Here is a 26,177-nt window from a genome sequence, read left to right as displayed (position 1 = left end):
GCGCCACGGAGGCACTCAGTATGCAAGTCGACCGGCCCGTCCTCGACAATCGAGCCCTCAGCGGGAACAACGCGGGCATTCAACAAGAAGACTCCTTTGACGAGCTGGCCGTGATTGGCTGCGTGCCGGCGGATCTGAATGGGCTATATGTGCGCAACGGACCTAACAACTACTTCCCGCCTAACTGGCGCTACCACGCCTACGACGGCGACGGCATGCTGCATGCGGTGCGTTTCCGCAACGGCAAGGTGAGCTACCGCAACCGATGGATCACCACCAGCGCGCTGCAGGAAGAGAAGGCCGTTGGGCGCGCGCTGTGGAAGGGACTCAAGGAACCGCTGCGCGCGGACCGACCCAACGAGCCGCTCAAGAACACTTCCAACACCGATGTGAAGTACCACGCGGGCCGGCTGATTACCATGTGGTATCGCTCAGGTATGCCGTACGCGGTCGATCCTGACAGTCTGCAGACCATTGGTCCCGCCGATTTCGGCGGCGCCATTAGCCGGATCTCGGCACATTCCAAACCGGACGAGCACACCGGCGAGCTGCTGTTCTTCGACTATGGCTTGACCCGGCCGTATATGGAATACGGCGTGATCGGACCGGATCGCAAGCTCGTGCATCGCACCGAAATCCCGCTCGACGCGCCAAGTCTCCCGCACGACATGGCCATCACCGAGCACTACAGCATTCTGCACGACTTCCCGTTGCGGCCAGACGCCGATGCGCTGCGCGCGGGACGCTACAAGCTACGGTTCGATGCCAGCCAGCCGTCGCGCTTTGCAGTGATTCCGCGCCATGGCCACGCAGATGAGATTCGCTGGTTCAGCGCTAAGCCAACGTACATGCTGCACGTTGTCAATGCATGGGAAGAAGGCGACGAGATCGTCATGATCGGCACGCCGTACCGCATCCACGCAGGCCCCGACGGTCAGCCGGACGCGCGCAGGCTGGAGCGGACCATCCATTTGCGGCAGCGCGACTTCCTGCTCTACCAGTGGCGCTTCAATCTGAAGACAGGCGAGACGCACGAAGGCCCGATCGACGACGTGCTCAACACGGAATTCCCCGTCATCAACAGCATGTACCAGGGGCGCAGGAATCGCTGGTCTTACAACGTAGTGTTTCCGCATGGCGGCCACGAAGAGCCCCGCTTCCCGGGGCTGGTCAAGTATGACCTCGATACCGGCGGCTATGTCGCATACAGCGCCGGCCCGCGCCATTTCTACAACGAGCCCGGCTTCGCGCCGCGCGACAACAGCATGGCCGAAGACGATGGCTATTTGGTCTGCTTTGTCTGGAACCCCGTTGATGCCCGCTCGGAAATTCAGGTGTTTGATTGCAGGGGCGCGAACCTCGCCCAAGGACCGGTTGCGCGCGTGCTGTTGCCACGCCGTGTCCCCAACGGTTTTCACGCCACCTTTGTCAGTCAAGCGACGCTCAATCGTTGGAAGTAAATCATGATCTTGGTATCCAGGGACAAAATCGAAGACTATGTCGCGCGCGGATGGTGGGGCGAGCGGACGCTTGGCGCAATGTTTGTCGAGACCGCGGTGCGGCAGCCTACCGCCTTCGCAGTCGCCGATCCACCTAACCGGTCTGCGCTGTGGGGCAAGGCGGCGCAACAGTGGACTTGGGGTGAACTCCTCGAGCAAGTCGGCCGCTACACCGCTTGGCTGCACTGGCAAGGTTTGCGCAAGGACGACATCATTGTGCTGCAGCTCCCGAATTGCGTTGAGCTACACGCCCTATATCTTGCTTGTGCCATCTCCGGCGTCATCGTGTCGCCTGTGCCGATGCAGTACCGCGGGCATGAGCTGTCCCATGTGCTGAGCACCACCGGCGCCAGGTTCGCCATCACGACGCAGCGCGTCGGTTCCTTCCAAGCGGCCGAACAGTGGGCCGCCTACATGACGCAATGCGCCGCGCTGGAGCAAGTCTGGTGCTATCGGGACGGTTCGGACGACGCCTTGCCGCCCGCCATCGGCGACCTTGACGCCGCGCTAACGGCTACCACTGGGTGGAACGCGGCGGCGCTATGCGCGCACATGGAGGCGATTGGCCTGACGGCGCATGACGTCTTCACCATCTGCTGGACCTCCGGCACCGAAGCACGCTCCAAGGGGGTGCCGCGCAACCACAACGAGTGGTTGGTGGTCGGTCAATCGGTGGTGGAGGCCGGCCGCCTGCAGCCCGGCAACCAGCTGCTGATTCCTTTCCCCTTCGTCAACATGGCGGGAGTCTCGACGAGCCTCGTGGCGTGGCTGCTGATCGGCGGCGGCTTGCATCATCATCACCCGTTCGACATCGAGGTATTTCTCACGCAGTTGCGAACCAGCCTGATCGACTATACGGTGGCTGCCCCGGCCGTGCTGAGCCGCCTGCTCAAGGAGCCGGAACGTCTCAGCGGAGTCCACCTGCAGCGCCTGAAACGCATCGGTTCGGGCGGCGGCCCGCTGGCGGACTGGCTGGTGGCGCAGTTCGCGCAGCGCTTCAACGTCGAAATTGTCAATTACTTCGGCTCGAATGAAGGCGCGGCACTGTCGTCAACGCCGGAGGACATCCCCGACCGCAGCCAGCGCGCGCTGTACTTTCCGCGCATGGGGGTGCCCGGTTACACCTGGTCGCACTCCAATGCAAAGCGTATCCGCACCCGTCTCGTCGATCCCGATACCGGCGCGGAGATCGATGAGCCGGGCCACGTCGGCGAACTCCGCTTCCAGGGACCGGCGATCTTCAGCGGCTATTTCAACGCCCCGGAGCTGTCGGCGTGCGCCTTCGACGAGCAAGGCTACTACCGCACCGGAGACCTGTTCGAAATCGCTGGAGATCGTCATCAGTTCTATCGCTTTGCAGGGCGCCACAAGGACATCGTGATCCGCGGTGGCATGAATATTTCGTCGGAGGAAGTCGAGAGCCTGCTGCTCGGCCACCCCGATGTCAGGGAGGTGGCGGTAATCGGCAGCCCCGATCCGACACTGGGCGAACGGGTCTGCGCGGTAGTGGTGCCGCTACCGGGCGCCACCGTCACGTTGCCTGCGCTGGTGGCGCATTTGCGCGCGGAAGGTGTCGCAGCCTTCAAGCTGCCGGAGCAACTGCTGATCACGGCCGAGCTCCCACGCAACCCGGTCGGCAAGGTACTCAAGCGGGAGTTGCGCCAGTTGCTGGCGAGCGTAAGTCAGAACACGAGTGCGGCGGTGCAGATGTAGCGCTAATTCGCCCGCATCGATCAAATTTCATACAGCGAGTCAACCATGCATGTCGAAGTCGTCGGAGAAATCCACCCTACGCTAGCGCTCGAAGGGCATCCCTACACGTCCGGGCCGTTCACCCCTAACTATCGCGAAGTCAATGCCGTTGACCTGGAGGTCGAAGGGACGATCCCGGCACGCCTCAATGGCGTCTATCTGCGCAACACGCAGAACCCGGTGCACCAGCCGCTCGGCAAGTTCCATCCTTTTGATGGTGACGCGATGTTGCACTTGATGAGCTTTCAAAACGGTCGCTGCGAATACCGCAACCGCTTCATCCGCACCAGGGCGTTCCAGCAGGAGCAACAAGCCGGGCGGGCTCTGTATGCCGGCCTGATCGACAAGCCGAGCTTGTCGGAGCTGCCGGGCTGGGGCGCGCGCGGCGGGCTGCGCGACAGCGCCGCTACCGACGTCATCGTCCATGCCGGCAAAGCGCTCGCGATGTTCTATCAATGCGGCGAACCGTACCGGTTGGATGCACGTACCCTGGAATTGGAGGGGGTCGATGCCTGGGGCGCCGAAGTGTTGCGGGACTGTGGCCTCTCCGCCCATGCCAAAGTCGATCCGCGCACCGGCGATCTGCTCTTTTTCAATTACAGCAAGGACGCCCCGTATATGCATTACGGCGAGGTCGACCGGCAAAACCGGCTGGTGCACTACGTGCCGGTGCCGCTGCCGGGCCCACGGCTTCCGCACGACATGGCGTTCACTGAACATTTCGCCATTCTGAACGACTTTCCGCTGCATTGGGACGAAAATCTGCTGCCGCAAGGCAAGCACAAGCTCAGCTACTACCCCGACAAGCCGTCGCGCTTTGCCATCGTGCCGCGCCGCTGGGCCGCCTCGGCGCAGATCCGCTGGTTCGAGGCGAGCCCGACCTACGTGCTGCATTGGCTCAATGCCTGGGAAGACGGTGACGAGGTGGTGCTGCACGGCTATCACCAGAAGACGCCCATGCCGAAGGCCGGCTACGACAACACCGGCAACACCATGGGGCCGGACCGGTACGGCCCTACGCTGTACGAATGGCGCTTCAACCTGCGCACCGGCGCTACGCGCGAACGCCGCCTGGACGAGCGCTATCTCGAGTTCGGCATGGTCAACATGGAGTACTGGGGCAAGCCGTATCGCTACTCGTACAACATGCTTGCGCACCCCGGAGCATTCCTGTTCGACGGCATCCTGCGCTATGACCACATCACCGGCGAGTCGCAACAGTATCTGTTCGGCGAAGGCCGCTTCGGCAGCGAATCGCCGATGGCGCCGTGCCACGACGCGCAGGGTGAGGACGATGGCTATGTGGTCAGTTTCGTCACCGACATGAACACCGAGCGTTCCGAATGCCTTGTGCTGGACGCCCGCGATCTCGCCGCAGGGCCGGTCGCGCGCATTTTCCTTCCCCATCGCATCAGCAGCGGTACGCATGCGTGCTGGGCCGACGCGAGGGACATCCAGTCCGATTGGGCTGGCTTGCTGTGAACCCCCAACCGAGCCATTGACATGAGCCAATCCGCATACATCCTCGGCGGCTACCAGACCGACTTCGCCAGGGTCTGGTCCCGCCATGGACAGGACATCTCCGACATCATCCGCGACACCACGCTCGGTACCCTCGACGCCTGCGCGCTCGATGCAGCGCAGATCGAGAGCATCCACGTCGGCAACGCGTTCGGTGAACTGCAGCGCCAGCAGGCGCATCTCGGCGCGATGGTGGCGCAAGTGGTGCCGGAACTGTGGGGCGTACCGGCCATGCGCCATGAGGGCGCCTGCGCGTCGTCATCGCTGGCCGTACTGACGGCGATGGCGGAGCTCGAAGCCGGGCGCTATGATTGCGTGCTGGTGGTGGGCGCCGAGGAGTTTAAAAACATCTCGGGCCACGAGGCCTCAAAAAATCAGAATTCCGCCGCGTGGCAAGGCCGCGAAGAGATCGAATGCACCTTCATGTGGCCTGCGGCATTTGGGCGCATCGCGCAGGAGTATGAGCGCCGCTTCGGACTGGACCGCAAATACCTGAATCGCATTGCCGAGATTAACTACGGTAATGCTCGCCGCAATCCATTGGCGCAGACCCGCAACTGGCAGTTCAGCGCCGACAGTTTCACCGACAACGACGAAGCCAACCCGCTGATCGAGCCGGGCACGCGCCGCCAGGACTGCGGCCAGGTGACCGACGGCGGCTGCGGCATTGTACTGGCCTCGCCACGCTTCGCGCAGGAGTATGCGCGGCGGCGCGGCACATCGGTCGACCAACTGCCGCGTATCGCAGGGTGGGGACACCGCACCGCCGGCCTGCGCTTGCAGGACAAGTTGGAGCGCAGCCGTGACCAGGCTTATGTATTCCCGCACCTGCGCCACGCCATCGAGGATGCCTGGCGACGAGCCGATGTGACGGGTATTGAAGCGATCGACGGGGTCGAGACCCATGACTGCTTCACCACCACCGAGTACGTGGCGCTGGACCACCTCGGCCTGACGCCGCCGGGGCAGAGCTGGCAAGCCGTGGAAGACGGTAGCATCGAACCGGGCGGACGGTGCCCCGTCAATATGAGCGGCGGTTTGATCGGGTGTGGGCACCCGGTGGGCGCCACAGGCGCGCGCATGTTGCTGGATGCCGCGCGCCAGGTGACCGGCACGGCAGGGGAGGCGCAAATCGAGGGCGCAAAACGGCTCCAGACGCTGAATATCGGTGGGTCGTGCGCCACTGTGGCCAGCTTTGTGGTGGAGCGGGACGGGGAAGCATGATGCCGCTCACTGAGATCGGTGCCGATACGGAGGCCACCATGCCGGTGCTGGCATGGCGGGATGGGAGCCTTGCGCATATCCGCTTCAACCGGCCGGTGGCGCGCAACGCCGTCGACCTTGCGCTGGCGCGGGCCTTCCGCCTCGCCTGCGAAGACCTCGCGGCCGCCACCGATGTGCGCGCACTGATCCTGAGCGGCGAAGGGCGTGCCTTCCTGTCCGGCGGCGATCTGCAGGCGATGACCTCGGCGCATGGCAGCCCGGCCGAGATTGTCGACGAAATGCACGGCGCGCTTGCCGTGATGGAGCGTCTCGAATTCCCGAAGGTAGCCGCCGTACACGGCGCGGTGGCGGGCGGTGCCATCGGCGTGATGCTGGCCGCGGACCTGATCGTCGCCGCGGCGGATACGCGCTTCAATGTCGCCGCCGCGCTGGTCGGCGCGAGCCCCGAGTGCGGCACGACCTGGCGCCTGCCGCGCGCCGTGGGGCTGCGTCGTGCCCTGGAGCTTGCGCTGTTGTGCGAGCCGCTGTCCGCGGCAGACGCACGCGCTGCCGGCCTGATCAACCGCGTGGTGGCACCGGCGGAGCTGATGGCTGAGGCCGAGGGGATCGCGCGTCGCTTGGCAGCCGGTCCGCCGCTGGCGCTGGCGCTGACCCGGCGCTTGCTGCTCGATGCCGGCCAGCGCGATCTGGCGGCCCAGCTGCGCGCCGAGGCCGAGAGCTTCGCGCTATGTGCCGCGAGCGCGGACTTCGCCGAAGGCGTGACGGCGATGCTGCAGAAGAGGCAGGCTAACTTTGGCTGACATCAATCGGATCGAGCGGACTGCTGTTCCGCTCGGTAAAAGAGTCGGGCGACAACATGAACAGTGAATTGCAGGACACACACAGCGCTGCAGCCGTCGCGCCATCGCAGCGCTTCCGGCTGGATGGGCGCGTGGTGCTGGTCACGGGCGCATCGAGCGGACTCGGCAAGCACTTTGCATCTGTGCTGGCGGAGGCCGGCGCGCGTGTCGCGCTCGCTGCGCGTCGCGTGGACAAGCTGCAACCGATCGTCGAAGCGATTTCCCAGGCGGGCGGAACGGCGTGCGCATTGGCGCTCGATGTGACTGACGCGAAAAGCATCCAGGCCTGCTTCGACGCGATACCGTGGGGTACTCCGCAGGTGGTGGTCAACAATGCCGGGGTCGCGCTGACTGGGCCGGCGCTGGAGCAGACCGAGGCGGATTTCGATGCGGTGGTCGACACCAACTTGAAAGGGTGCTGGCTGGTCGCCTGCGAAGCCGGGCGGCGCATGATAAATGCCGGCGGCGGCAGCATTGTAAATGTCGCCTCGATTCTTGGCGCCAGGGTGACCGCGGGCGTTGCACCGTACGCCATCTCGAAGGCGGGCGTGATCCAGGCGACCAGGGCACTGGCGCTGGAACTGGCGCGGCACCGGATCCGGGTCAATGCGCTTCTGCCCGGCTACGTGATGACCGAGATGAACGAAGACTTCCTGCGCAGCGAGGCCGGCGAAAAACTGCGCCTGCGCATTCCCGGCCGGCGTTTTTGCCAGCTGACCGATCTGGACGGGCCACTTCTGCTGCTGGCATCGGATGCTGGCGCGGCAATGACCGGGACGACGCTGGCAGTGGATGGCGGCCATCTGGTGAGTCCGTTATCGCGCGAGCAGAGCAAGGTGGCGCGGAATGCCCTTGAGGTCCGCTGCCCTCCATGCCGACGAGGAAAATCCCATGATGTGAGCTGTTCTTTCGAAGCTATTTTCCACCGCCTGCGTTGTGCGCTCTAATTCTGCCATGAAGGAAGGCTGGCACTGCGGGCCCCACCATTCCAGACCATAAGAAAGGCGGCCATGACAGCCGTCTACAGGAGACAAGAGCATGTCCACGAAAACCCGCCGATCGTTTCTCGCGTTCGCTGCCCAGGCCGCGTGCCTCGCTTCGCTGGGCAACCCTGTGTGGGCTCAGTCAAAGCCGGTGGCGCGGATCGTCGTCCCGTTCGCGCCCGGCGGCGGCGGCGACGTGCTGGGCCGCCTGCTGGCGGAGAAGCTTTCCGTCGAGCTGGGGCAGACCGTCATCGTCGAGAACCGGCCGGGAGGCAGCGCCACGATTGCCACCGACGTGGTGGCCAAGTCGGCGCCGGATGGCAATACGATCCTGCTGACGGTGCCGCTGTTGGTGCAGACGCCATCGCTGTTCAAGAAGCTGCCATATGACCCGATCGCAGACTTGACGCCGGTCATTGACGTGGTCACCTCGCCGCTATGGGTGGCGGTCAGTACCTCGCGGACCTCAGCGCGCACCGTCAAGGAGTTCGTGGCGGAGGTCAAGGCGCATCCGGGCAAGCATAGCTTCGCCTCGCTCGGCAACGGCTCCTCCGCACATGTGCTCGGCTCGCAGTTCAACGCGGTGGCCGGGCTGGACATGATCCACGTGCCCTACAAAGGCTCTGCCCCGGCGAGCGTGGCGCTGGTCGCGGGCGAGGTGTCGCTCACGATTCTGGATATCGTCACGCTGAAGCCGCAACTGGCATCGGGCAAGATCCGCCTTCTGGCGGTCACTGGCGGCAAGCGGTCGCCATTGACGCCCGAGGTGCCGACGCTGGCTGAGCAAGGCTATCCGGGCTTCGATCTGCCGACGTGGGCCGGGCTGTTCGTCCCCAGCAAGACCTCGCCAGAGATCGTCAGCAAGCTGCACGCGGCGACCGTGAAGGTTCTCCATCAGCCTGATGTCGTATCACGCCTGGGCAGCCTTGGCTACATGCCCGGCGGGCAGTCCCAGGAATCGTTCGCCAGGGGAGTCGGCGCCGAAAAAGTGCGTTGGGCCGAGCTGATTGGGAAGGCCGGGATTCAACCGGACTGATCTGCCGCTGCCGGTCCCGGTGGGGCCGTTCAGTCGTAAAAATGCCGTGACATTTGCCACTGCGCGTACGCGCAGAGCCCCCTTTTTTTCTTCCGAATTTGTCGAGGTGATCCAATGACGTGGATTTCATTCCCCCGCCGGCGTGCCCTGATGGCGATGCTGGTTCTGCTGTGCGGACCGGTTGCGGCCCAATCGTACCCCGACAAGCCAGTGCGGGTCGTAGTGCCGTTCCCCGCCGGTGGCGGTACCGATGTGGTCGCGCGCATCGCCGGTTCGGCGCTGCAGGTCAATATGAAGCAGGCCATTGTGGTCGACAACCGGCCCGGCGCAAGCGGCGTGATCGGCAGCGACTATGTCGCCAAGGCCCAGCCTGACGGCTATACGTTACTGTTCACGATTCCGATCCTGCTGCAGACTGCCAGCGCGATGCCGAAGATCCCGTATGACCCGCTGCGCGATTTCGTTCCCGTGACCACCCTGGTTAGCGCGCCGCTGTGGCTGGCAGTCAGCACCAGCCGCGTAAAGGCCACCGATTTCGCAGCATTCACCAGCGAGGCGAAAGCCACCACCAAAAAGTGGGAATACTCGTCGTTCGGCAACGCCTCGTCGTCGCACTTGTACGGCCACGCATTGAACCAGGCGCTAAGTGCGGGCATGCTCCACGTCCCCTACAAAGGCGGCAGTGCCGCGGTGCAAGCGCTGGCGAACGGGGAGGTCGCCGCGATGTGGACCGATTACCCGTCTGTGCGCCCCTATGTCGCATCCGGGAAGGTGCGCATCATCGCCTCCTCTGGCGCCAAGCGAAGCCGCCTGACGCCCGATGTCCCCACGCTGTCGGAACTTGGCTTGCCGGGTTTCGAAGCGCTCGGCTGGGGCGCCTTCTTCGCCCCCGCGGGAACGCCCCCGGAGGTGGTCAAGCGCTTGCAGACCGAGATTTCGGCGGTGACGCGCAATCCGGACGTCGTCAGGAAATTTGCCGACCTGGGCTACGAGCCCGGGGGAAAGCCGCAGCCGGAATTCGCCGCCGATGTCCGCGCCGATCAGGCACGCTGGTCCGCCTTGATCAAGGCGGCCGACATTCGGCTGGACTGAGCCTTCGAAAAGGGCGGCCCATTATTTGCCTCGGTATGGGCCCGGGCTAACACTGCGTAAGGAGGGGCGGCGCGTTATCTCATAGTTCTGAATTGAATCATCAGAAACGTTCTTCTGATGAGCAGGCAGGCAGGAAGAATAAATTGCCGCTGGGAAATGGGGAATTCCCGCAGGGTGTGCATCACATCGATAAGGAGGAGTGTTTTGAACAAGATTGGACGGGTTCGGTTTCTGGCATCGGTTATGGCGATGGGTGCAACGGGTATGTCGGCGCAGGTCGTCTTCGCGCAATCCAGTGTTACGATTTACGGCGTGGCCGATACCTATCTGGAGTACAGCAGCAACAATCGTTCTGCAATTGCGGGAGATAACAGCGCCAAGTCGGCGGTCAAGCTCACCTCTGCCGGCTTGTCCGGCCCGCGTTGGGGCTTGCGCGGCGTGGAAGATCTGGGTGGCGGCATGAAGGCCCTGTTCGTGCTGGAGAGCGGCTTCAATATCGACACCGGTACGATGGCCGACACCTCGCGCTTGTTTAACCGGCAATCCTTTGTCGGCATGGAATCGCCCTATGGACGGTTAACGTTTGGCAGGCAATACACGACGTTTTTTGACATCCTGGCCAACTTTACGCCGCTCTACTACTCGGGCACCTACGAACCGTTCTCGGTGCTGCTCGGGCCCTTGCGCGTCGATAACGCGGTCAAGTACCGCATCGCCCTCGGCGCGCTGACGGCGCAGGCTCACTACGCGTTCGGCGAACAGCCTGGCTCGATTCAGGCCAGCGCATCCTGGGGCGGCGGCGTCAGCTATGGGTCGGGGCCGTTTGCGGTCTCGGTGATCTATGACCAGGGCAATGGCCCCGACACCGCCGCCGGCATCGCCAAGTCGCGCAAGGCAGCAGTGGCCGGCACCTACACGCAGGGACCGATCCGGCTCACGGCCGGCTACCGCTGGGGCAAGGACGTCGCCGCAAATGGTGCTACCTCGTCGCGCGACAATATGTATTGGGCCGGCATCGGCTATCAGATCGCCACGCCATTTGGGCTGACGCTCGCATACTACTACGACGACATCAAGTCGAAGGCAGGCGTCGCCAACCCGGCCAATCCGCAACAGTACGTGTTGCAGGGAATCTACTCGTTATCCAAGCGCACCGACGTCTATGGCGTGGCCGCCTACGCAAAAAACTCTGCGCTCAACTTCGCTTCGCTGCAGACGCTCGCACCGGGGAAAACCAACCAAACCGGGGTTGCGCTGGGGATTCGGCACAAGTTCTGAGATAAGGGCGCTGGTCTCGGCACGCAAGATGTTTAGACCCTGAGTAGAGGCATATGGTCGGGAGTGGCCGTATGCCTTCGAATCTATGACGGGTCGATCGCTGTTAACAAACGGACGCCAGCGAAGATGATGAAGCGTAACGCTTTCGACGCCGAGGACAAACATGACCAACAGGCATGATTTCGCCGGCACGGTGCCGGTGCGCGAGCAGCATCAGTTCGACCAGACGGCCCTGGAGCGCTGGATGGAACAGAATGTGGCGGGCTATGCGGGGCTGCTCACGATCGACCAGTTCAAGGGTGGGCAGTCTAACCCCACATACCGCCTGACCACGCCTGGCCGCAGCTATGTGCTGCGGCGCAAACCGCGCGGCCCCTTGCTGAAGGGCGCCCATGCGGTGGAGCGCGAAGCGCGCGTGATGGCGGCGCTCGGCCAAGCGGATTTTCCGGTGCCGTATATTCACGGGCTTTGCACCGACGAGTCGGTAGTTGGCAGCTGGTTCTTCGTCATGGATATGATCGAAGGACGGATCTTCTGGGATGCCAGCTTTTCCGATGTGTCACGGCATGAACGGGCGGCGTACATGGACGCGATGAACGCGACGCTGGCCCGGTTGCATACAATAGATCCCGCTTCGATCGGTCTAAGCGATTACGGCAAGCCTGGCGGTTACGTGGCTCGCCAGGTGGCGCGCTGGTCGGCCCAGTACCTGAGCGACGAAGTGGCCGGTCGGCATCCCGCGATGGATCTGCTCACCAACTGGTTGCCTCGGCATCTGCCAGCCGCCGATGAGGTTGCCATTGGCCATGGCGACTTCCGGGCCGACAACGTGATTTTTCATCCCACCGAGCCCCGGGTGCTGGCGGTGCTGGACTGGGAACTGTCGACCCTCGGTGATCCACTTGCCGACTTTGCCTACCATGTAATGATGTTCCGCATGCCGCCTGATATCCTGGGTGGCATCTCGGGGCTGGATTTGGCAGGCTTGGAATTGCCGGACGAGGCTGCGTATGTCGACGCCTATTGCAGGCGTACAGGCCGCGATGGTATCCCGAACCTCGATTTCTACATCGCCTTCAACATGTTCCGCTTCGCCGCGATCCTGCATGGCATCAAGGGCAGAGTTGCGCGCGGCACGGCGTCCAATGCCGACGCGCATGCCATGGGCGAACGCTTTGCGCGTGTGGCCGAACTGGCTTGGGCGCAGGCGCAGCGGGTGGGTTGAGGGCTGGACCGGGATTTCGCGTTAGCTCTTTGGCGGCGCCATTTAGTCCAAAGCTAAATCGGCGGCTCATGTTGTACCGAAAGCAGGCGTTCGACCTATGGATCACGATTGAGTCAGATCCGAAAGTTCGCGAGTTTTGCGAGCGTCCTGGCTACATTCAGTTCCGAGGTAAGCGTAGCCTCGCCGACTTCCTGGTGACATACCCTGATCGGCAAGAACTCGTTATCCTCCCCGATCCGATAGTTGGAGGCGATGCGAAGCCACTCGCGAATCTTGATGCCGGCGACAGAAACGTCCGGTTGGTCAACGCCGCGGAGCTGGCGGCCTCGCGTACCTGGGTAGACAACTGGCAGCGCATGTTGCCGTGTATCGTTGCCACACGCGTAGAACGGAGCAAGTCTGTCACTCCGGAATCCGGCTGGAACCCGCGTCGAATATAGAAACCCGGCCGGTGAATTGACACTATTGCTTGCACTCCTCGCGAAGCAAAATCGTCAATTCGCATTAGTCCGGATTAATTTCGTCAATTGACGTCCTAGACTTCGAATGCCCCGCTCGTAAGGCATTGATCTCATGGAAGATTCTCTGCGTATAGCGGAGCCGGTTGCGCTCGTCCGCCCGCGCGGTGCGCACCGCTTCGAAGTCTTCAGTCCAAAGCTGAAGCGGCGGCTGACTTTCCACCGACGCTGTGCGTTCGATCAATGGGTCTTGATCGAATCCGATCCGGCAATCAGCCACTTTTGCGAGCGCCCCGGGTTCATTCAGTTTCGAGAGAGGCGGCACTTAGCAGACTTCCTGGTCTCGTACTCCGATCGTCAAGAGTTGATCCTCCTGCCGGATCCAGTGATCGATGAAGAAGCGAAGGAGGGCCTCGAGTTGAACGCTGATGCGGTCAATGTCCGGTTGGTCGACGCGGCCGAACACGCCGCACGGGCGGCTGGCGCCACTCACCTGAAAGGGCTTCCACACATGAAGTCGTCCATTGGTATGCACCTGTTTGAGCAACACGCGGCGCTGCTTTATTTTTAGGAGCAGCCATCCTGCCAGCGCCGGATAGCTTTCTCGTCGGTTCGCAGTTCCTCAGCATGCACGCGACCGGTATGCAGCAGATTGAAGAGACTGAAAGCGGCTTTGGACTGGCGACAAAGCGCTCTTACGATAAGGCGGAAAGTCGGCCGGCCATGCGCCCCTACCAGGTCGTGGAGTTCGACGGCCACCGACTCGATATCCGGCTGAAGGTGGTCGTACGCGATGCATTGGGCTTTGAACATGAATTCGAGATCGAACGCGTTTGGCTGCTTGCAATCATCGACGTCTGCACGCGTGCGGTGCTAGGCTTTCATCTGCGATTTGCCGCGAGTATAGTCGCTACGACGTCATCAAGACCATCGAGTCGGCCCTGGAGCCGCATCGACTGCGCGACTTCACGATTCCTGGTTTGGCCTACGGTCCGCACAACGGCTTTCCCTCACAGCGCCTCACAGAGCTGGCGTATACAACCTGGGAATGGATGAAGCTGGACAATGCGAAGGCGAATCTCGCCAAGGAGACGCTCGACGCGTTTTGCGAGTTCGTTGGCTGTTGCGCAGACGCAGGGCCAAAGTACAGTCCCGATTCGACCGCACATCAACTTGTATGGCGTGCGCTACACAAGCAGCGTCCTTGCGTGCAGCACGGATTTGATCGGCAAAGACTTGCTTATATACCTGAACGCCGATGATCTTCGCTGTGTCCACGCGTTCCAACCGGACGGCGCGGAGTTTGGGGTCTTGGAGGCGCAGGGGGCCTGGGGCGTGATACGGCATAACCTGAAACTACGCCAGCAAATCAATCAGGAGAAGAAAGACAAGAAGCGGTCGCGTGGGCCAGTGGATGCGGATCCCATCGGAGACTACGTCGACGGAAAGATGGCGCAGGCAAAGAAGTCACGGAAGGCGGCATCCGAACTGGCGGAAGCAAAGCGGATTCTGTCATCCGCGCCGACGGCGCGAACTGCGATGGGGCGGGGAGCATCCGCCGCCCAGACCGCAACGAACGCCGAGTCAGAACAGAAAGCAGACAAGGCTTCCGAGCAGAAAAAAACACCGACGCGACCCAAGAAGCTGTCTATCGGTACCGGCCAAGTCCATTAACCCTGTCATCCGCGAGAGAGTCATCATGTCGCTTCAGATACCGCGTCCGATCGATCCATCGCTGCACCCCTTGGTCACCGGCAACTATCGTATCGCCACGCCGGCCATCGAAGAACTCTACGAACTGGTCACTCGATGTCTGCGCTACAGAATTATGGGCGCCCTGATCTACGGCCCGTCGCGCATCGGTAAGACGCGGGCAATCGAGTACGTGCGATTGCTGTTGGCACGCGAACACCCACGGATGACCAGCTACCACGCACGATGCGAACACAAGCCGAGGCATGCGGAGGGACCGTTCTTCGCCAACCTGCTTGAAGCGGTTGGCGACCCGGATCCTAACGCTGTCGCCAACCCGGCCAAACGTATGCGCCTCGCACTGAGGATTCGTGAGGCCGCCGCTCGGGCAGGCAGTGGGACGGTTCTGCTTTTCTGTGATGAGGCGCAGCGCTACAACGACAATGAATACGAATGGCTGCGTGACGTTCACGATGCGCTGGATCGACAGCAGATCAAGTTGTTCACCTTCCTCGTCGGGCAACAGGAATTGCTCGCTCAGAAAACGGCCATGCAGTTGGCCGGGGAAACTCAGATTGTCGCGCGGCTGATGGTCGAGGAATTGGCCTTCTACGGCATTCGAAATGCGAAGGACGTGGCGACGTGTCTGAGCGGCTATGACGAGACGGCTTATCCTGAGCGTAGCGAATGGAGCTTTACCCGATTTTACGTTCCGCAAGCCTTTGACGCTGGCTATCGACTGGTCAACGATGCCGACGCGCTGTGGGACGCGTTCGAGACGGCGCACCACAAGGCCAGCTTGCCTGGGGCTCTCGAGATTCCAATGGAGTCGTTTGTCCGTGCCGTAGAGATCCTGCTAAAGGATAGCGAGCTCAGGGATTGCTCGGGCTACTGTCCCGAGCCAGCGCTATGGGCGCACGCGGTACGGCATTCCGGTTATGTCCAGTCACGCCATGCAATCGGTCGTGTGCTCGTCTCCGCTGCCTTGTGAGGGCCTAGGCGAAGCTCACTCCGGCGCTGGGCTACGTGTTCGACAAGAAGTGGATCGATCCACGGGAATCGCTCGTCTCGATCCTCTGGAAACTCAAAGTGGCGAATGCCTTGTCCGGTGTCGCTGTGATGCGGTTGATGAGGTTGGACATCGATCCCTACGAGAGCCTTCCGCCGACGAGGGGATTCGTCGATATCGTTCGGCTGAACGAAGCGCTGGGCTTGCCAACAAAATCGCTGCACATGGCACTCATCGAGGAAACCAATCGGCGACGCTATAGCGAAGTGTTTCGCTACCGCCATTTCTGCATGGTGCGTGGCTACCACTCTCTCTTGCACCAATTAGAGACCGCGAGTCGATGTCCTGCGCATCGTTGCCCCGTGGAGTCGACATGTAGACGGTGCGGACATGAAGCGCCGTATTACCTGAACGTGCAGCTACTCGAGGCACCATACCGTTGTCCGCATTGCCATGCATTCTATGGCCACCGGGGGTGGCGACCCGACCGTCTTCAGCCGATGAGGCCGGACCACCGCAAGGCGTTCGCGCGCTCGTACTTTGAGCATGGCCTCGGATGCAGGAGCCGCGGGTAGAGGTTTCGCGGGTTCGATCTGCATAGCGCGAGCCGCTGCCACAAGGCGGTCAGGTTGACCTGTTTCAGGTCTCCGATCTTGGGTCGCCAAATGGAGATGGCGCAGCATTTTGGGTCCGTGCAGGCGTTCGCATGCCCTCAATTGACACTTCGCGACCAAAAGCCGGTGACGATTTTAGTTCGCGTAGCGTAAGTCATTGATTCTTATGATGGTACGTCCGGTTGCGGCACCGTTGTCATGCGGATTGACGACATTACTTCGGGGTCGGTGACGACTTTCCTTTGTTCTACGTCTGGCGGCGTCACACCGCCCTGAACACCGACATGCGCCCACCACTGGGGCGGCCTCTCCCCCGCCCGGCTTACGCCACACTGAGGCGTGCGAAACGTGCCCTACGTGTACGGAGCAGCTGCAGCGCGACTCCCGACACATACTTCTTCGGCGCGGGCCAACGCGCGAGCGACAGCTTGAAATGCGATCCATCGGAGGGTAGTGAACAAGTACGAGAGGCGACGCTGAACAGCAGCAGGAATATGCCGGACGAGGAAAAGGGAGTGAGCCGGCAAGCCGGCCCATCCCGCATGGATCAGACGGCGTCCGCGTTGATTTCGATGACCGCGTCAGCGGCGTACGCGCCTTCACCCAGCGGCATGGCAAACACCGGGTTCAGGTCGATCGACTGGAGGCGGTGCCCCGCCGCCACGGCGAATGCCGACAGCCGCGACAGCGTACGCGCCAGCGCGGGGATATCCGCCACCGGCCGGCCGCGCGCGCCCAGCAGCAACGGTGCGCCCTTGATCGAACGGATCATGGTCTGGGCCACGTCCTCGCCGAACGGGCAACGGTGGAATACCACGTCCTTGAGCACCTCGACGAACACGCCGCCCAGGCCGAACATGGCGATCGGGCCAAAGACTGGGTCGCGGTTGATACCCATGATGCATTCCACACCGCCACTCAACTGCCTGGCCACCAGCACGCCTTCGATGCGCGCATCGGGCGCGGCCTTGCCGGCACGCTCCATCAGCGTGGCGAAGCCGCTGCGGACCGCCGTCTCGTCGCGCACGTCCAGCAGCACGCCGCCGATTTCCGACTTATGCAGGATGTCCGGCGACAGGATCTTCAGCACCACCGGGTAGCCGATCCCGCGCGCGGCTAGCACCGCCGTTTCCACCGAACTGCAGGCGCGCTCCGGTGCGCTGGGAATGCCGGCTTCGGCCAGCAGCGCCTTGCTCTGCGCTTCGCTCGGCGTCTGCGCCGGCAGCGTGACCGCGCCGAACTGCGGCGCCCCGGCCAGCGGCAGCATGGCGAAGGCGCGGCCGAAGCGGCCCATGGCGGCAATGGCGGCCACGGCCCGGCTCGGGTCCTCGAAGACGCTGAAGCCTTCGGCCTCGTAGCTGCGGATCACTTCGCGCGGGCCACGCAGCACCAGCACATAGAGCCGGTCCGGATAGGCGGCACGCATGGCCGCCAGCTGCTCGCGCAGCACGGGCGCCACCTCGGCGGTGGTGCCGGCGTAGCTGAAGAAGCCCAGCACGGAGCGATAGCCGCCTTCGGTCAGCATCATCTCCATGAACGGCTTCACCAGCGTCGGGTCGTTGATGAACTGCGCGGTGGTGTCGACTGGATTGCGCGGCGCGCAGATCGGCAGCATCTTGAGCATCCGTGCCTGGGCCGACGTGGGCATCTCGGGCATCGGCACGCCGTATTCCTCGGCCGCGTCGGAGACGATCACGCCCGCGCCGCCACTGACGGTGATCACGCCGAGCGTGTTGTCGGCCGGGAACACGCCGCGCGTGGCCAGGCGCACCACGTCGACCATGGCTTCGGTGGTGTAGGCGCGCACCACGCCGAGTTCTTCCAGCACGGCGTCGACGACCGCGTCGTTGCCGGCGATCGACGCGGTGTGCGACTGCGCCGCCGCGCCGCCCACCTCGCTGCGGCCGACCTTCATCATCACCACCGGCTTGCGCGCGGCGCGCGCGGCCTTCAGCGCTTCGACGAGCCTGTCGCCGTCGTTGATGCCTTCGGAGTAGAGGGCGATCACGTCGGTGTTTGGATCGTCCACCATCAGCCTGACGATCTCGCCGAGCGTCAGGTCGGCCTCGTTGCCGGTCATGACGATGTTCGACAGCCCGACGTCGGAATCCACCAGGGTGGACACCAGGTGGCTGCCGTACGCACCGGACTGGCTGACCACGCCGACGCGGCCGGCGCTCACATTGTCAATGCCCGCCAGCGACGAAAAGCTGCCGACAAAGCCGGTGTGCAGGTTCACCAGGCCAAGCGAGTTCGGGCCCAGCAGGCGCATGCCGGTGCGCCGCGCGGTGGCCACCAGTTCGGCCTGCAAGGCGACGCCGGCTCCGCCCACTTCCGCGAAGCCTGCGCTGAACAGGATGGCGCCGGGAACGCCGCGTTCGCCCAGCGCCTTCACCACGTCCAGCACCTGGCTGGAGGGGACGGCCACGATGGCGACGTCGGGCACTTCCGGCAAGGCGTCGACCGAAGGCCAGGCCTGCAGGCCCTGCACTTCACGGCGATTCGGGTTGACCGGCAGGATGCGGCCTGCGTAGCCAAGCCGGCGCATGGAGGCGATCGGCCGGCCGCCGATGCGCGCGGGGTCGTCCGAGGCGCCGATGATGGCGACCGAACGCGGATTCAACAGTCTTTCCAGGGATGCAGTCGTGTTCATGGATCAGGCTTGCATTGGGTGGATGGCGGGGCGCGCGCGGCCCGGCTTCAGGCGAGCGTGAAGGTCGGCAGCGGTGCGCCGCCGTCAGAGGGCGAGAAGCGCAGCTGCACCTTTTGGCCGATGCGTACCGAATCGAGATCGCAATCGACGATCTGCGTCATCATGGTGACGCCTTCGTCCAGCGTGACGTAGGCCATGCAGAAGGGCGTCGGGCCGGCGCGCCGCGTGACGCTGTACGAGTAGATCGTGCCGCGGCCGCTGGACTGCTTCCAGTGGGTCGTGCCCAGGCAGAACGGGCACAGCGTGCGCGGGTACCAGTGCGGCTTGCCGCAGCTGTCGCAGTGCCGCACCAGCAGGCGGCCTTCGCGCGCGGCGGCCCAGAACTCGGTGTTGTCGGGGTGTTCGGCGGGCGCTTTGAAAGGGGTAGGGGTGTAGGGGGTCGTCATGGCTGAGCTCGATGCCTGCTGTCAGGCGTTATTCGCGTTCCAGGATGAGGGTGGCGCTGCCGTGGCGGCTGCCGAGCAGGCCGCCGGTGCCCTGTGCCAGGGCCAGTCCGCAGTTCCTGACCTGCACCGCGGGATGGGCTTCGCCGCGCAGCTGGCGCACGGCCTCGATCACCTTGGTGATGCCGCCGCGGTTGGCCGGGTGGTTGTTGCACAGGCCGCCGCCGTCCGTGTTGAAGGGCAGCTTGCCCACGCCGGAGATCAGGTTGCCGTCGGCCACGAACTTGCCGCCTTCGCCCTTCTTGCAGAAGCCCAGGTCTTCCAGCTGCATCAGCACGGTGATGGTGAAGCTGTCGTAGATCGACGCGTACTGGATGTCGGCGGGCGTGATGCCGGCTTCGGCAAAGGCTGCCGCGCCGGATACCTTAGCGGCGGACCAGGTGAGGTCGACCTCGCCGCCCAGTTGCCCCTTCACATGCTCGCCGGCGCCAAGGATCCTGACCTTCGGGCGGTTCAGCTTCGCGGCGATTTCCGGCCGTGCCACGATCAGCGCGCCGCCGCCGTCGGACACCACGCAGCAGTCCAGCTTGTGCAGCGGGTCCGAGATCATCGGCGAGTTCAGCACGTCTTCCACGGTCACCACGTCGCGCAGCATCGCGTGCGGGTTGTGTTGCGCGTGGTGCGAGGCGGCCACCTTGATCCAGGCCAGCTGCCCGGGCGTGGTGCCGTACTCGTGCATATGGCGCATGGCCACCATGGCGTACGAGTTGACGGTCAGCGGACTGTAGGGGGCCTCGAAGGGCAGGTCAGGCAGGTCGGCGCCCCAGTTGCGGGCCTTGGTGCCGCTGGAGCCTTCGGAGCGCGGCCGGCCCGCCAGCGTGATCAGCGCGACGTTGCACTTGCCCATGGCGATCGCCTGCGCGGCATGCGACACATGCGCCAGGTAGGAGGAGCCGCCGGTTTCCGTGGAGTCGACGTGGCGGACCTTCAGGCCGAGGTAGTCGACCATGTTCAGCACGCCCAGGCCCGGCGCGTCGCCCGCGCAGAAATAGCCGTCGACGTCCGCCAGCGTCAGGCCGGCGTCTTCCAGTGCGCCTTTCGCGCATTCGGCATGCAGCTGGGCGACGGTCTTGTCCGGTGCCTTGCGGGTCGGGTGCTCATAGGCGCCGACGATATAGGCCTTGCCTTTGATGCTCATCTTGGTTTCCTGTTGGTCAGTGACGGGGAGGGCAGGCATCGCCTGCCCGGGATGCAATCGGGTGGGCGTCTGCTCCGCTTATTCCGGTTCGATGCCGGCCAGCGTGATCAGCCGCTTCCACATCTGCTGGTCGGCGACGATGGTCTTGCGCAGTTCGGCGCCGCCGGCGGGATAAGGCATGCTGCCGCGCGCGCCGTAGTGCGCCGTGGCATCCGGCGAATTCACGAACTCGAGCGTGGCCTGCGCAAGCTTGTCGACGATGGCCGGCGGGGTGCCTGCCGGCGCGAACAGGCCGGTCCAGCTGCTGATCGCCGCCGCAGGCATGCCTGCCTCGGCCATGGTCGGGACGTCCTTGAGCTGCGGCATGCGCGCGCCCGCCGTGACCGCCAGCGCGCGCAGCTTGCCCGACTGCACATGAGGCACTGCGGCCGATACCTCGACGACGCCGTAGTCCACCACCCCGCTCATCAGGTCGGGCAGCAGCGTGCTCATGGCCTTGTAGGGGACGCTCACCGTCTGGATCTTCGCGGCATCGTTGAAGGCGGTGATGATGGTGCGGTAGCCCGTGCTCGACGTGCCGAAATTGAGCGCGCCCGGCCTGGCCCGGGCCGCGGCGACCAGGTCCGCGACGGTGCGGTACGGCGACGTGCCCGGCACCACCAGCGCGACCGGGATCACCGACATGCGGGCGATCGGCACGAAGTCCTTCAGCGGGTCATAAGGCAGGCGCTTGAACAGGAACGGGTTGGCCGCCATGGCGCCGGACGCGGAAAGCAGCAGGGTGTAGCCGTCGGGGGCAGCCTTGGCGACATAGTCGCTGGCCAGGATCATGTTGGCGCCGGGCCTGTTCTCGACCACGAAGCTCTGCCCCAGCTTCTGCCCGAGGTGTTTGGCCAGCAGGCGCGTGTAGTCGTCGGCGCCCGTGCCGGCACTGGTGATCGATACGATGCGCACGGGGCGCTCCGGGTAGGTCTGCGCGGCGGCCGGCAATGCCAGCGCCGGCAGGCAGAGCAGGGCCAGCAACGCACGCAAGGGCCCGCGGGCCCGTTCTGCAAAACAGCTCATGTCTCCTCCGTGGTGATCGTCTTGCCGGCTCCGAGCAGGGCGTGCCGGACAGGTGGTCGCGCGGTATGCGCGCGAAGCGGTGCCGGCAGCCGTGCTGCGCTGCCGGCGCCGGCATTCAGGCGACCGGCGCATCAGGCGCGCGCCGGTGCAAGGGCCACAGCAGCTTTGCCGCCTCGCCGTCCTCGTGGTAGGTATGGCAACTGCCGATCAGCACGGGCTTCGGCATGAGCCCCGTGCCTTCGCCGGGCCAGCGGCCATTGCGCTCGCGGCGGCCGATTGCCATGACGGTCTGCATGGCGGTGGTGGCCAGCGGGCCGAGCAGTTCCGTCAGATGCGTGCAGCCGCGCACGCCACCGATGATCGCTTTTGCCTGCTGGCGGAATCCGCCACGGATCTGCAGCCCCTTCAGGCCGGCGTAAGCGGATTCGATGGCAGTGCAGTGCCCGGTCGGGCCGGTTTCGATCAGCGCCTTCATGTCATGGATGACCAGGGACCGGTCCACCGTCACCACGATGCGCATGTGGTGGATGGCGCCACCCGGCAACACCTGCTTGAACAGCAGATCGGTACCGGTGGGACTGATGTCCCGCATCTCGGCCTCGATATCGACCAGGCCGTCGCTGCGTTCGTAGCCATGGCAGGTCACCTGGCGGGTGTGAATGGCGGTGCGTTCAGTCGTATTCGGGGTCATGAGCGGGCTCCATGCCATGGCTGCGCACGGCAGCCGGCCGCAAGTCGATCGGTAGTCAGTTCCAGGTCAGCACGGCAGCGCGCGGCCGCCTGCCGGCGTGCATGCGCCGGTGGGCAGCCCAGAACAGCACCCGCAAGGGAAACCCGAGGCCACCACTCATGGCTTGCCGGCAGTGTTCCGCCTGCAATTCCACCGGCACGCCCAGTTCTGCCGCCGACGCGTAGCAAAGGATGCGCGTGCGCTCGTCGCCGCGGCACATGCGGTCGCTGAGCATGGCGTGCAGCGCGACCTCGTAGGACGACTCATCGGCGCATCCCGCGGCTTGCCTGGCACTGCGCTGCAGATGGCGGCTGAACTGGCGGACCTCCTGGAGCAGATCCATGAGCCGCTCCATGGGCGCGACCGCCTGCGGCGGCTGGTTGGATGCGGATGGCCGGTGAGGGGCCTGGGATGACGCCGTAGGCGTCCGGTATGGGTGGCACTGCATCAGCTTGTCTCCGGGGCAGCCGGTTTCGTTTGAACAGGGCTGCGGGTTCTGCAGGCAAGTGTCACGCGCCGGCCCGGGAATCGCCCCACTCGACCAAGGGGGGCAGGCGGGTCGTAAGAGCCATGTAGCTTCATAAGCCCGGTTATCCGCGTGACAGGGGGTGGCGCAACGGGCGGATCGAGCCCGATGTGCACCATATCCCTCATTGCTACGAAATCTGGTAGGTAATTACGAAATAGCGTAGTATAGATTCATACGACATTGCGATAAGTTCTACGGCATATCGTAGAGAACAAAAGTTGCGAAAGACGAACGTGACAATCCGCCGGGGCATCCGGCACGACAGGAGACAGTGGCAATGCAGAGACAGCTCGTGAAGCGGGGCTTGGACTGGTGTGTGAAGGCGCTGGCACCACGATGGGCGGCAGTACTGGGCCTGGCGGCCCTGACGTTGGCCGCGCCGGCTGCGCTGGCGGAGGCAGGCTACCCCGCCAAGCCAGTCACGCTGGTGGTGCCGGGACCACCCGGAGGCATCACCGATCAGCTCGGACGCCTGATTGCGGCCCGGATGACGAGCGGCGCCGGTATCCGCGTCATCGTCGACAACCGTCCCGGCGCGGGCGGCAACCTGGCGACAGACCTCGTCGCGCGCGCCGATCCCGACGGCTATACGGTGCTCATGGGAACGCAGGGGACCATGGCGAGCAACCAGTTCCTGTACAAGTCGCTGCGCTTTGATCCGGCAAAGGATTTCGTCGCGGCACAAGGGCTGGTTTCCATCCCCAATGTGCTGGTGGTGAACAGCCGCCTGCCGTACCAGTCGGTCAAGGACCTGGTGGCGTTCGCGAAGGCGAATCCGGGCAAGCTGACCGTATCTTCCGCGGGCAATGGCACCGGCACGCACCTCGCCGCGGAACTGTTCCAGGCGCAGTCGGGCGTCAGGCTGGTGCATATCCCGTACAAGGGCAGCGCGCCGTCGATCAATGACCTGCTTGCAGGGCAGGTCGACATGACGTTCGACTATCCCGTCTCCACGCTGGCGCAGATCCAGGCCGGCAAGCTGCGCGCGCTCGCTGTGACCGGCACCACGCGACTGCCCGCGTTGCCCCAGGTGCCCACCATCGCCGAGGCCGGCTACGCCGGCGCGGAATCCACGTCGTGGATCGGCTTGTTTTTCCCGGCGCGCACGTCGGCCGCCATCGTGACCCGGTGGCAGGCCGATATCGGCCGGATCCTGCAGGATCCGGCGGTCATCGACGCCATCCAGAAGATGGGCGGCGTGCCATTGCCCTTGTCCGGTCAGAAGTTCGGCAGCTTCGTGCAGGCCGAGCGCAGCAAGTGGAAGGACACCATCCAGCGCTCGGGCGCCACCATCGACTGACCAGGATCGCCCCCGGCGCAGACCGCTGGCCGGGAACAAGCAGAGGAGATTGAAGACAATGTTGCACCATTCCGCCCACGTTCCGGGATCCAAGCCTCCGACATCTGGCCAGCCCGGTGCGTCGCCCAGGTATCGCGACGCTGCGCTGCGCACGGCGAAAGCCATCCATGAAGCGCGCGCCGACGGCACGCTGCTGCTGCGCGCCGGCATTGCGCCGGTGCCCGCGCCGCACCTGGGTTTCAGCGGCTTCGTCGAAGGCTGGGCACGGCAGCGTGCCACGCAAGTCGCGCTGGCGCAGCGTGACAGCGCCGGCGATTGGCGCACGGTGACCTGGGAGGACTTCCACCGGCAGATGCTGGCGGTGGCGGCCGGATTGCTGGAAATGGGCCTGTCGCGCGGGCGTCCGCTGATGATCCTGTCCGGCAACTCGATCGAGCATGCACTGCTGGCGGCGGCGGCCGAATACGTGGGCATCCCGTGTGCCGCGACATCAGCGGCGTATTCCCTGCAGAGCAAGGATTTCGCCCGGCTGAAGGATATCCACGGCCTGCTGGCGCCAGCCGCGGCATTCGTGCAGTCGGCAACCGCCTTTGCCCGCGCGCTGGAGGCACTGGCCATGCCGGCGCAGGCGGTCATCGCCGTCGAAGGTGCAGCGGATGGCCAGATGCCGTGGGCATCGCTGCTGACCACGGCGCTGACCCCGCAACGCCTGGCGCAGGTCGAGGCGGCGCACGCCGCCGTCCGCGCCGAGCATACCGCGCGCATCTTCTTTACCTCCGGGTCCACGGGCGTGCCCAAGGGCGTGGAGATTTCCTATGCCAGCATCCAGGCCCTGATCGGCCAGTTTCTCTTTGCCCATGCCGACCCGGTGTACCAGGGGGCGGTGGTGCTGGACTGGCTGCCGTGGAGCCACGTGTTTGGCGGCGTCGGCAACGTGGGGCGAGCCTTCGTGCTGGGCGCTTCCTACTACATCGACGACGGCCGTCCGGTTGCCGGGCAGTTTGCGCGCACGCTGCAGAACCTGCGCGAGGTATCGCCCACGATGTTCGCCACCGTGCCCGCGGCGTGGGCCATGCTGGTGACCGAACTGGAGCGCGACGAGGCGCTGGCCCGCGCGTTCTTTGCGCGGCTGATGTTCGTCAGCTTCGGCGGCGCGAGCCTGCCGGCCGATGTCTACGCGCGCTTCCAGCGCCTGGCCGAGCACACCGTCGGCGAACGCATCCTGTTCACGAGCGGCTTCGGCTCGACCGAAACCACCGCCATGGGCCTGAACTTCAGCCGTCCGGCCGAAGAGACCGGCAACCTGGGCATGCCGGCACCCGGCGTGGAGATCAAGCTGGTGCCGCTGGACGGCGGCGACGGCCGCTATGAGATCCGCATGCGCGGCCGCAACCTGTTCGCGGGCTACCTCGGCCGTCCGGACCTGACTGCCAGTGCCTTTGACGAAGAGGGCTTCTACTGCATGGGCGATGCCGTGCGCCTGGCCGAGCCCGATGCGCCCGCCGAAGGCCTGCGCTATGCCGGCCGGTGTGTCGAGGATTTCAAGCTGATCAGCGGCACCTGGGTGCGAACCGGTGCCGTACGCGTGGGCTTGCTCGAACAATGCGCGCCGCTGCTGACCGATGCCGTGATCTGCGGCCATGACCGCGATTTCGTGGCCGCGCTGGCGTGGCCCAACGTGGTGGCCTGCCAGGCACTGGCGCCCGAACTGGCCGGTCTGGGCGCCGAGGCGCTGGTGTCGCATCCGGTGGTGGTGCAGGCCTTGGCGCAAAAGCTGCGCAGCGGCGGCGGGGCCAGCGCCAGCCAGCAGGTGCGCCGGGTGCTGCTGATGGCGGAGCCGCCGTCGATCGATGCCAACGAAATGGCTGACAAGGGCTACATCAACCAGGCCACCACGCGCGAACGCCGCAAGTCACTGATTGAAACGCTGTACCAGGATCCGGCGGCCGACGCCGTCGCTTCGCTGGGCTGATCTGTCGTACCGGCGGCGCGGATGCCCGTGCCGCCATTGCATTGTTGTGGCGTCCCGCCACCGCC

General features: G+C 64.4%; 20 protein-coding genes and 2 pseudogenes. 15 read left to right on the top strand and 7 right to left on the bottom strand.

The window, feature by feature from the left end:
• Positions 1-20: 20 nt before the first annotated feature.
• From E1J61_RS03065 to E1J61_RS03015, 11 genes and pseudogenes are all read left to right on the top strand, one after another.
• On the top strand, positions 21-1,460 hold the full coding sequence (locus E1J61_RS03065; RefSeq protein WP_133092679.1) for a carotenoid oxygenase family protein: 1,440 nt from the start codon (positions 21-23) through the stop codon (positions 1,458-1,460).
• A 78-nt stretch (positions 1,461-1,538) separates the two neighbouring features.
• The gene (locus E1J61_RS03060) at positions 1,539-3,212 is read left to right on the top strand and encodes a class I adenylate-forming enzyme family protein (protein ID WP_243736750.1); all 1,674 of its coding nucleotides are present in this window, start codon (positions 1,539-1,541) and stop codon (positions 3,210-3,212) included.
• A gap of 45 nt (positions 3,213-3,257) precedes the next feature.
• Positions 3,258-4,733, top strand: a complete 1,476-nt coding sequence (locus tag E1J61_RS03055; protein ID WP_133092677.1) for a carotenoid oxygenase family protein — start codon at positions 3,258-3,260, stop codon at positions 4,731-4,733.
• A gap of 21 nt (positions 4,734-4,754) precedes the next feature.
• Complete coding sequence (locus E1J61_RS03050; RefSeq protein WP_133092676.1) at positions 4,755-5,996, top strand: acetyl-CoA acetyltransferase; 1,242 nt, start codon at positions 4,755-4,757, stop codon at positions 5,994-5,996.
• Complete coding sequence (locus E1J61_RS03045; RefSeq protein ID WP_133092675.1) at positions 5,993-6,796, top strand: enoyl-CoA hydratase/isomerase family protein; 804 nt, start codon at positions 5,993-5,995, stop codon at positions 6,794-6,796. The genes E1J61_RS03050 and E1J61_RS03045 overlap by 4 nt, the downstream gene beginning before the upstream one ends.
• 56 nt (positions 6,797-6,852) lie before the next feature.
• A pseudogene (locus E1J61_RS03040) lies at positions 6,853-7,653 on the top strand (SDR family NAD(P)-dependent oxidoreductase); the annotation flags it as partial.
• A 220-nt stretch (positions 7,654-7,873) separates the two neighbouring features.
• Entirely contained in the window at positions 7,874-8,854 is a 981-nt protein-coding gene (locus E1J61_RS03035) for a tripartite tricarboxylate transporter substrate binding protein (protein WP_133092674.1), read from the top strand.
• Positions 8,855-8,968: 114 nt separating this feature from the next.
• Positions 8,969-9,946 (top strand): tripartite tricarboxylate transporter substrate binding protein, encoded by a 978-nt coding sequence (locus tag E1J61_RS03030; protein ID WP_133092673.1) that lies wholly within the window; start codon positions 8,969-8,971, stop codon positions 9,944-9,946.
• A gap of 204 nt (positions 9,947-10,150) precedes the next feature.
• Positions 10,151-11,224, top strand: a complete 1,074-nt coding sequence (locus E1J61_RS03025) for a porin (protein ID WP_133092672.1) — start codon at positions 10,151-10,153, stop codon at positions 11,222-11,224.
• A 163-nt stretch (positions 11,225-11,387) separates the two neighbouring features.
• Positions 11,388-12,449: a phosphotransferase family protein gene (locus E1J61_RS03020; protein WP_133092671.1), complete on the top strand. Its 1,062-nt coding sequence runs from the start codon at positions 11,388-11,390 to the stop codon at positions 12,447-12,449.
• Between the two features lie 573 nt (positions 12,450-13,022).
• Positions 13,023-13,478 (top strand): hypothetical protein, encoded by a 456-nt coding sequence (locus E1J61_RS03015; protein ID WP_195428762.1) that lies wholly within the window; start codon positions 13,023-13,025, stop codon positions 13,476-13,478.
• Here the strand turns inward: E1J61_RS03015 and E1J61_RS37285 are convergent.
• Positions 13,475-13,720, bottom strand: a complete 246-nt coding sequence (locus tag E1J61_RS37285; protein WP_165971402.1) for a hypothetical protein — start codon at positions 13,718-13,720, stop codon at positions 13,475-13,477. The two genes, E1J61_RS03015 and E1J61_RS37285, sit on opposite strands and share 4 nt — an antisense overlap.
• Here E1J61_RS37285 and E1J61_RS03010 point away from each other — a divergent pair.
• Together E1J61_RS03010 and E1J61_RS03005 are read left to right on the top strand one after the other, a co-directional pair.
• Positions 13,610-14,581: pseudogene (locus E1J61_RS03010) on the top strand (integrase); the annotation flags it as partial. The gene E1J61_RS37285 and the pseudogene E1J61_RS03010 overlap by 111 nt on opposite strands.
• Before the next feature lie 25 nt (positions 14,582-14,606).
• Positions 14,607-15,590 (top strand): ATP-binding protein, encoded by a 984-nt coding sequence (locus tag E1J61_RS03005; protein ID WP_133092670.1) that lies wholly within the window; start codon positions 14,607-14,609, stop codon positions 15,588-15,590.
• A gap of 1,179 nt (positions 15,591-16,769) precedes the next feature.
• Here the strand turns inward: E1J61_RS03005 and E1J61_RS02995 are convergent.
• From E1J61_RS02995 to E1J61_RS02970, 6 genes are all read right to left on the bottom strand, one after another.
• Positions 16,770-18,845 carry an acetate--CoA ligase family protein gene (locus E1J61_RS02995; RefSeq protein WP_243736749.1) on the bottom strand — a complete coding sequence of 692 codons (2,076 nt, stop codon included), beginning with the start codon at positions 18,843-18,845 and terminating at the stop codon, positions 16,770-16,772.
• Positions 18,846-18,922: 77 nt separating this feature from the next.
• A complete protein-coding gene (locus E1J61_RS02990) occupies positions 18,923-19,321 on the bottom strand; it encodes a Zn-ribbon domain-containing OB-fold protein (protein WP_133092668.1) in 399 nt (132 codons plus the stop codon).
• Between the two features lie 28 nt (positions 19,322-19,349).
• Positions 19,350-20,516: a thiolase domain-containing protein gene (locus tag E1J61_RS02985; protein ID WP_133092667.1), complete on the bottom strand. Its 1,167-nt coding sequence runs from the start codon at positions 20,514-20,516 to the stop codon at positions 19,350-19,352.
• Between the two features lie 78 nt (positions 20,517-20,594).
• Positions 20,595-21,581 carry a tripartite tricarboxylate transporter substrate binding protein gene (locus tag E1J61_RS02980; protein ID WP_133092666.1) on the bottom strand — a complete coding sequence of 329 codons (987 nt, stop codon included), beginning with the start codon at positions 21,579-21,581 and terminating at the stop codon, positions 20,595-20,597.
• Between the two features lie 115 nt (positions 21,582-21,696).
• Positions 21,697-22,272, bottom strand: a complete 576-nt coding sequence (locus E1J61_RS02975) for a DUF2889 domain-containing protein (RefSeq protein ID WP_133092665.1) — start codon at positions 22,270-22,272, stop codon at positions 21,697-21,699.
• 55 nt (positions 22,273-22,327) lie between these two features.
• Positions 22,328-22,654 (bottom strand): hypothetical protein, encoded by a 327-nt coding sequence (locus tag E1J61_RS02970; RefSeq protein WP_243736748.1) that lies wholly within the window; start codon positions 22,652-22,654, stop codon positions 22,328-22,330.
• Positions 22,655-23,117: 463 nt separating this feature from the next.
• Between E1J61_RS02970 and E1J61_RS02965 the strand changes: the two genes are divergently transcribed.
• On the top strand, positions 23,118-24,140 hold the full coding sequence (locus E1J61_RS02965) for a tripartite tricarboxylate transporter substrate binding protein (protein WP_133092663.1): 1,023 nt from the start codon (positions 23,118-23,120) through the stop codon (positions 24,138-24,140).
• Between the two features lie 58 nt (positions 24,141-24,198).
• Complete coding sequence (locus E1J61_RS02960; protein WP_133092662.1) at positions 24,199-26,112, top strand: AMP-binding protein; 1,914 nt, start codon at positions 24,199-24,201, stop codon at positions 26,110-26,112.
• The last annotated feature ends 65 nt before the right edge of the window (positions 26,113-26,177 follow it).

Origin of the sequence: Cupriavidus sp. L7L (assembly GCF_004353535.1) — a bacterium.
In the GTDB taxonomy this organism is placed as follows: Bacteria; Pseudomonadota; Gammaproteobacteria; order Burkholderiales; family Burkholderiaceae; genus Cupriavidus; species Cupriavidus oxalaticus_A.
This window is presented reverse-complemented; position numbering and strand designations above follow the sequence as displayed.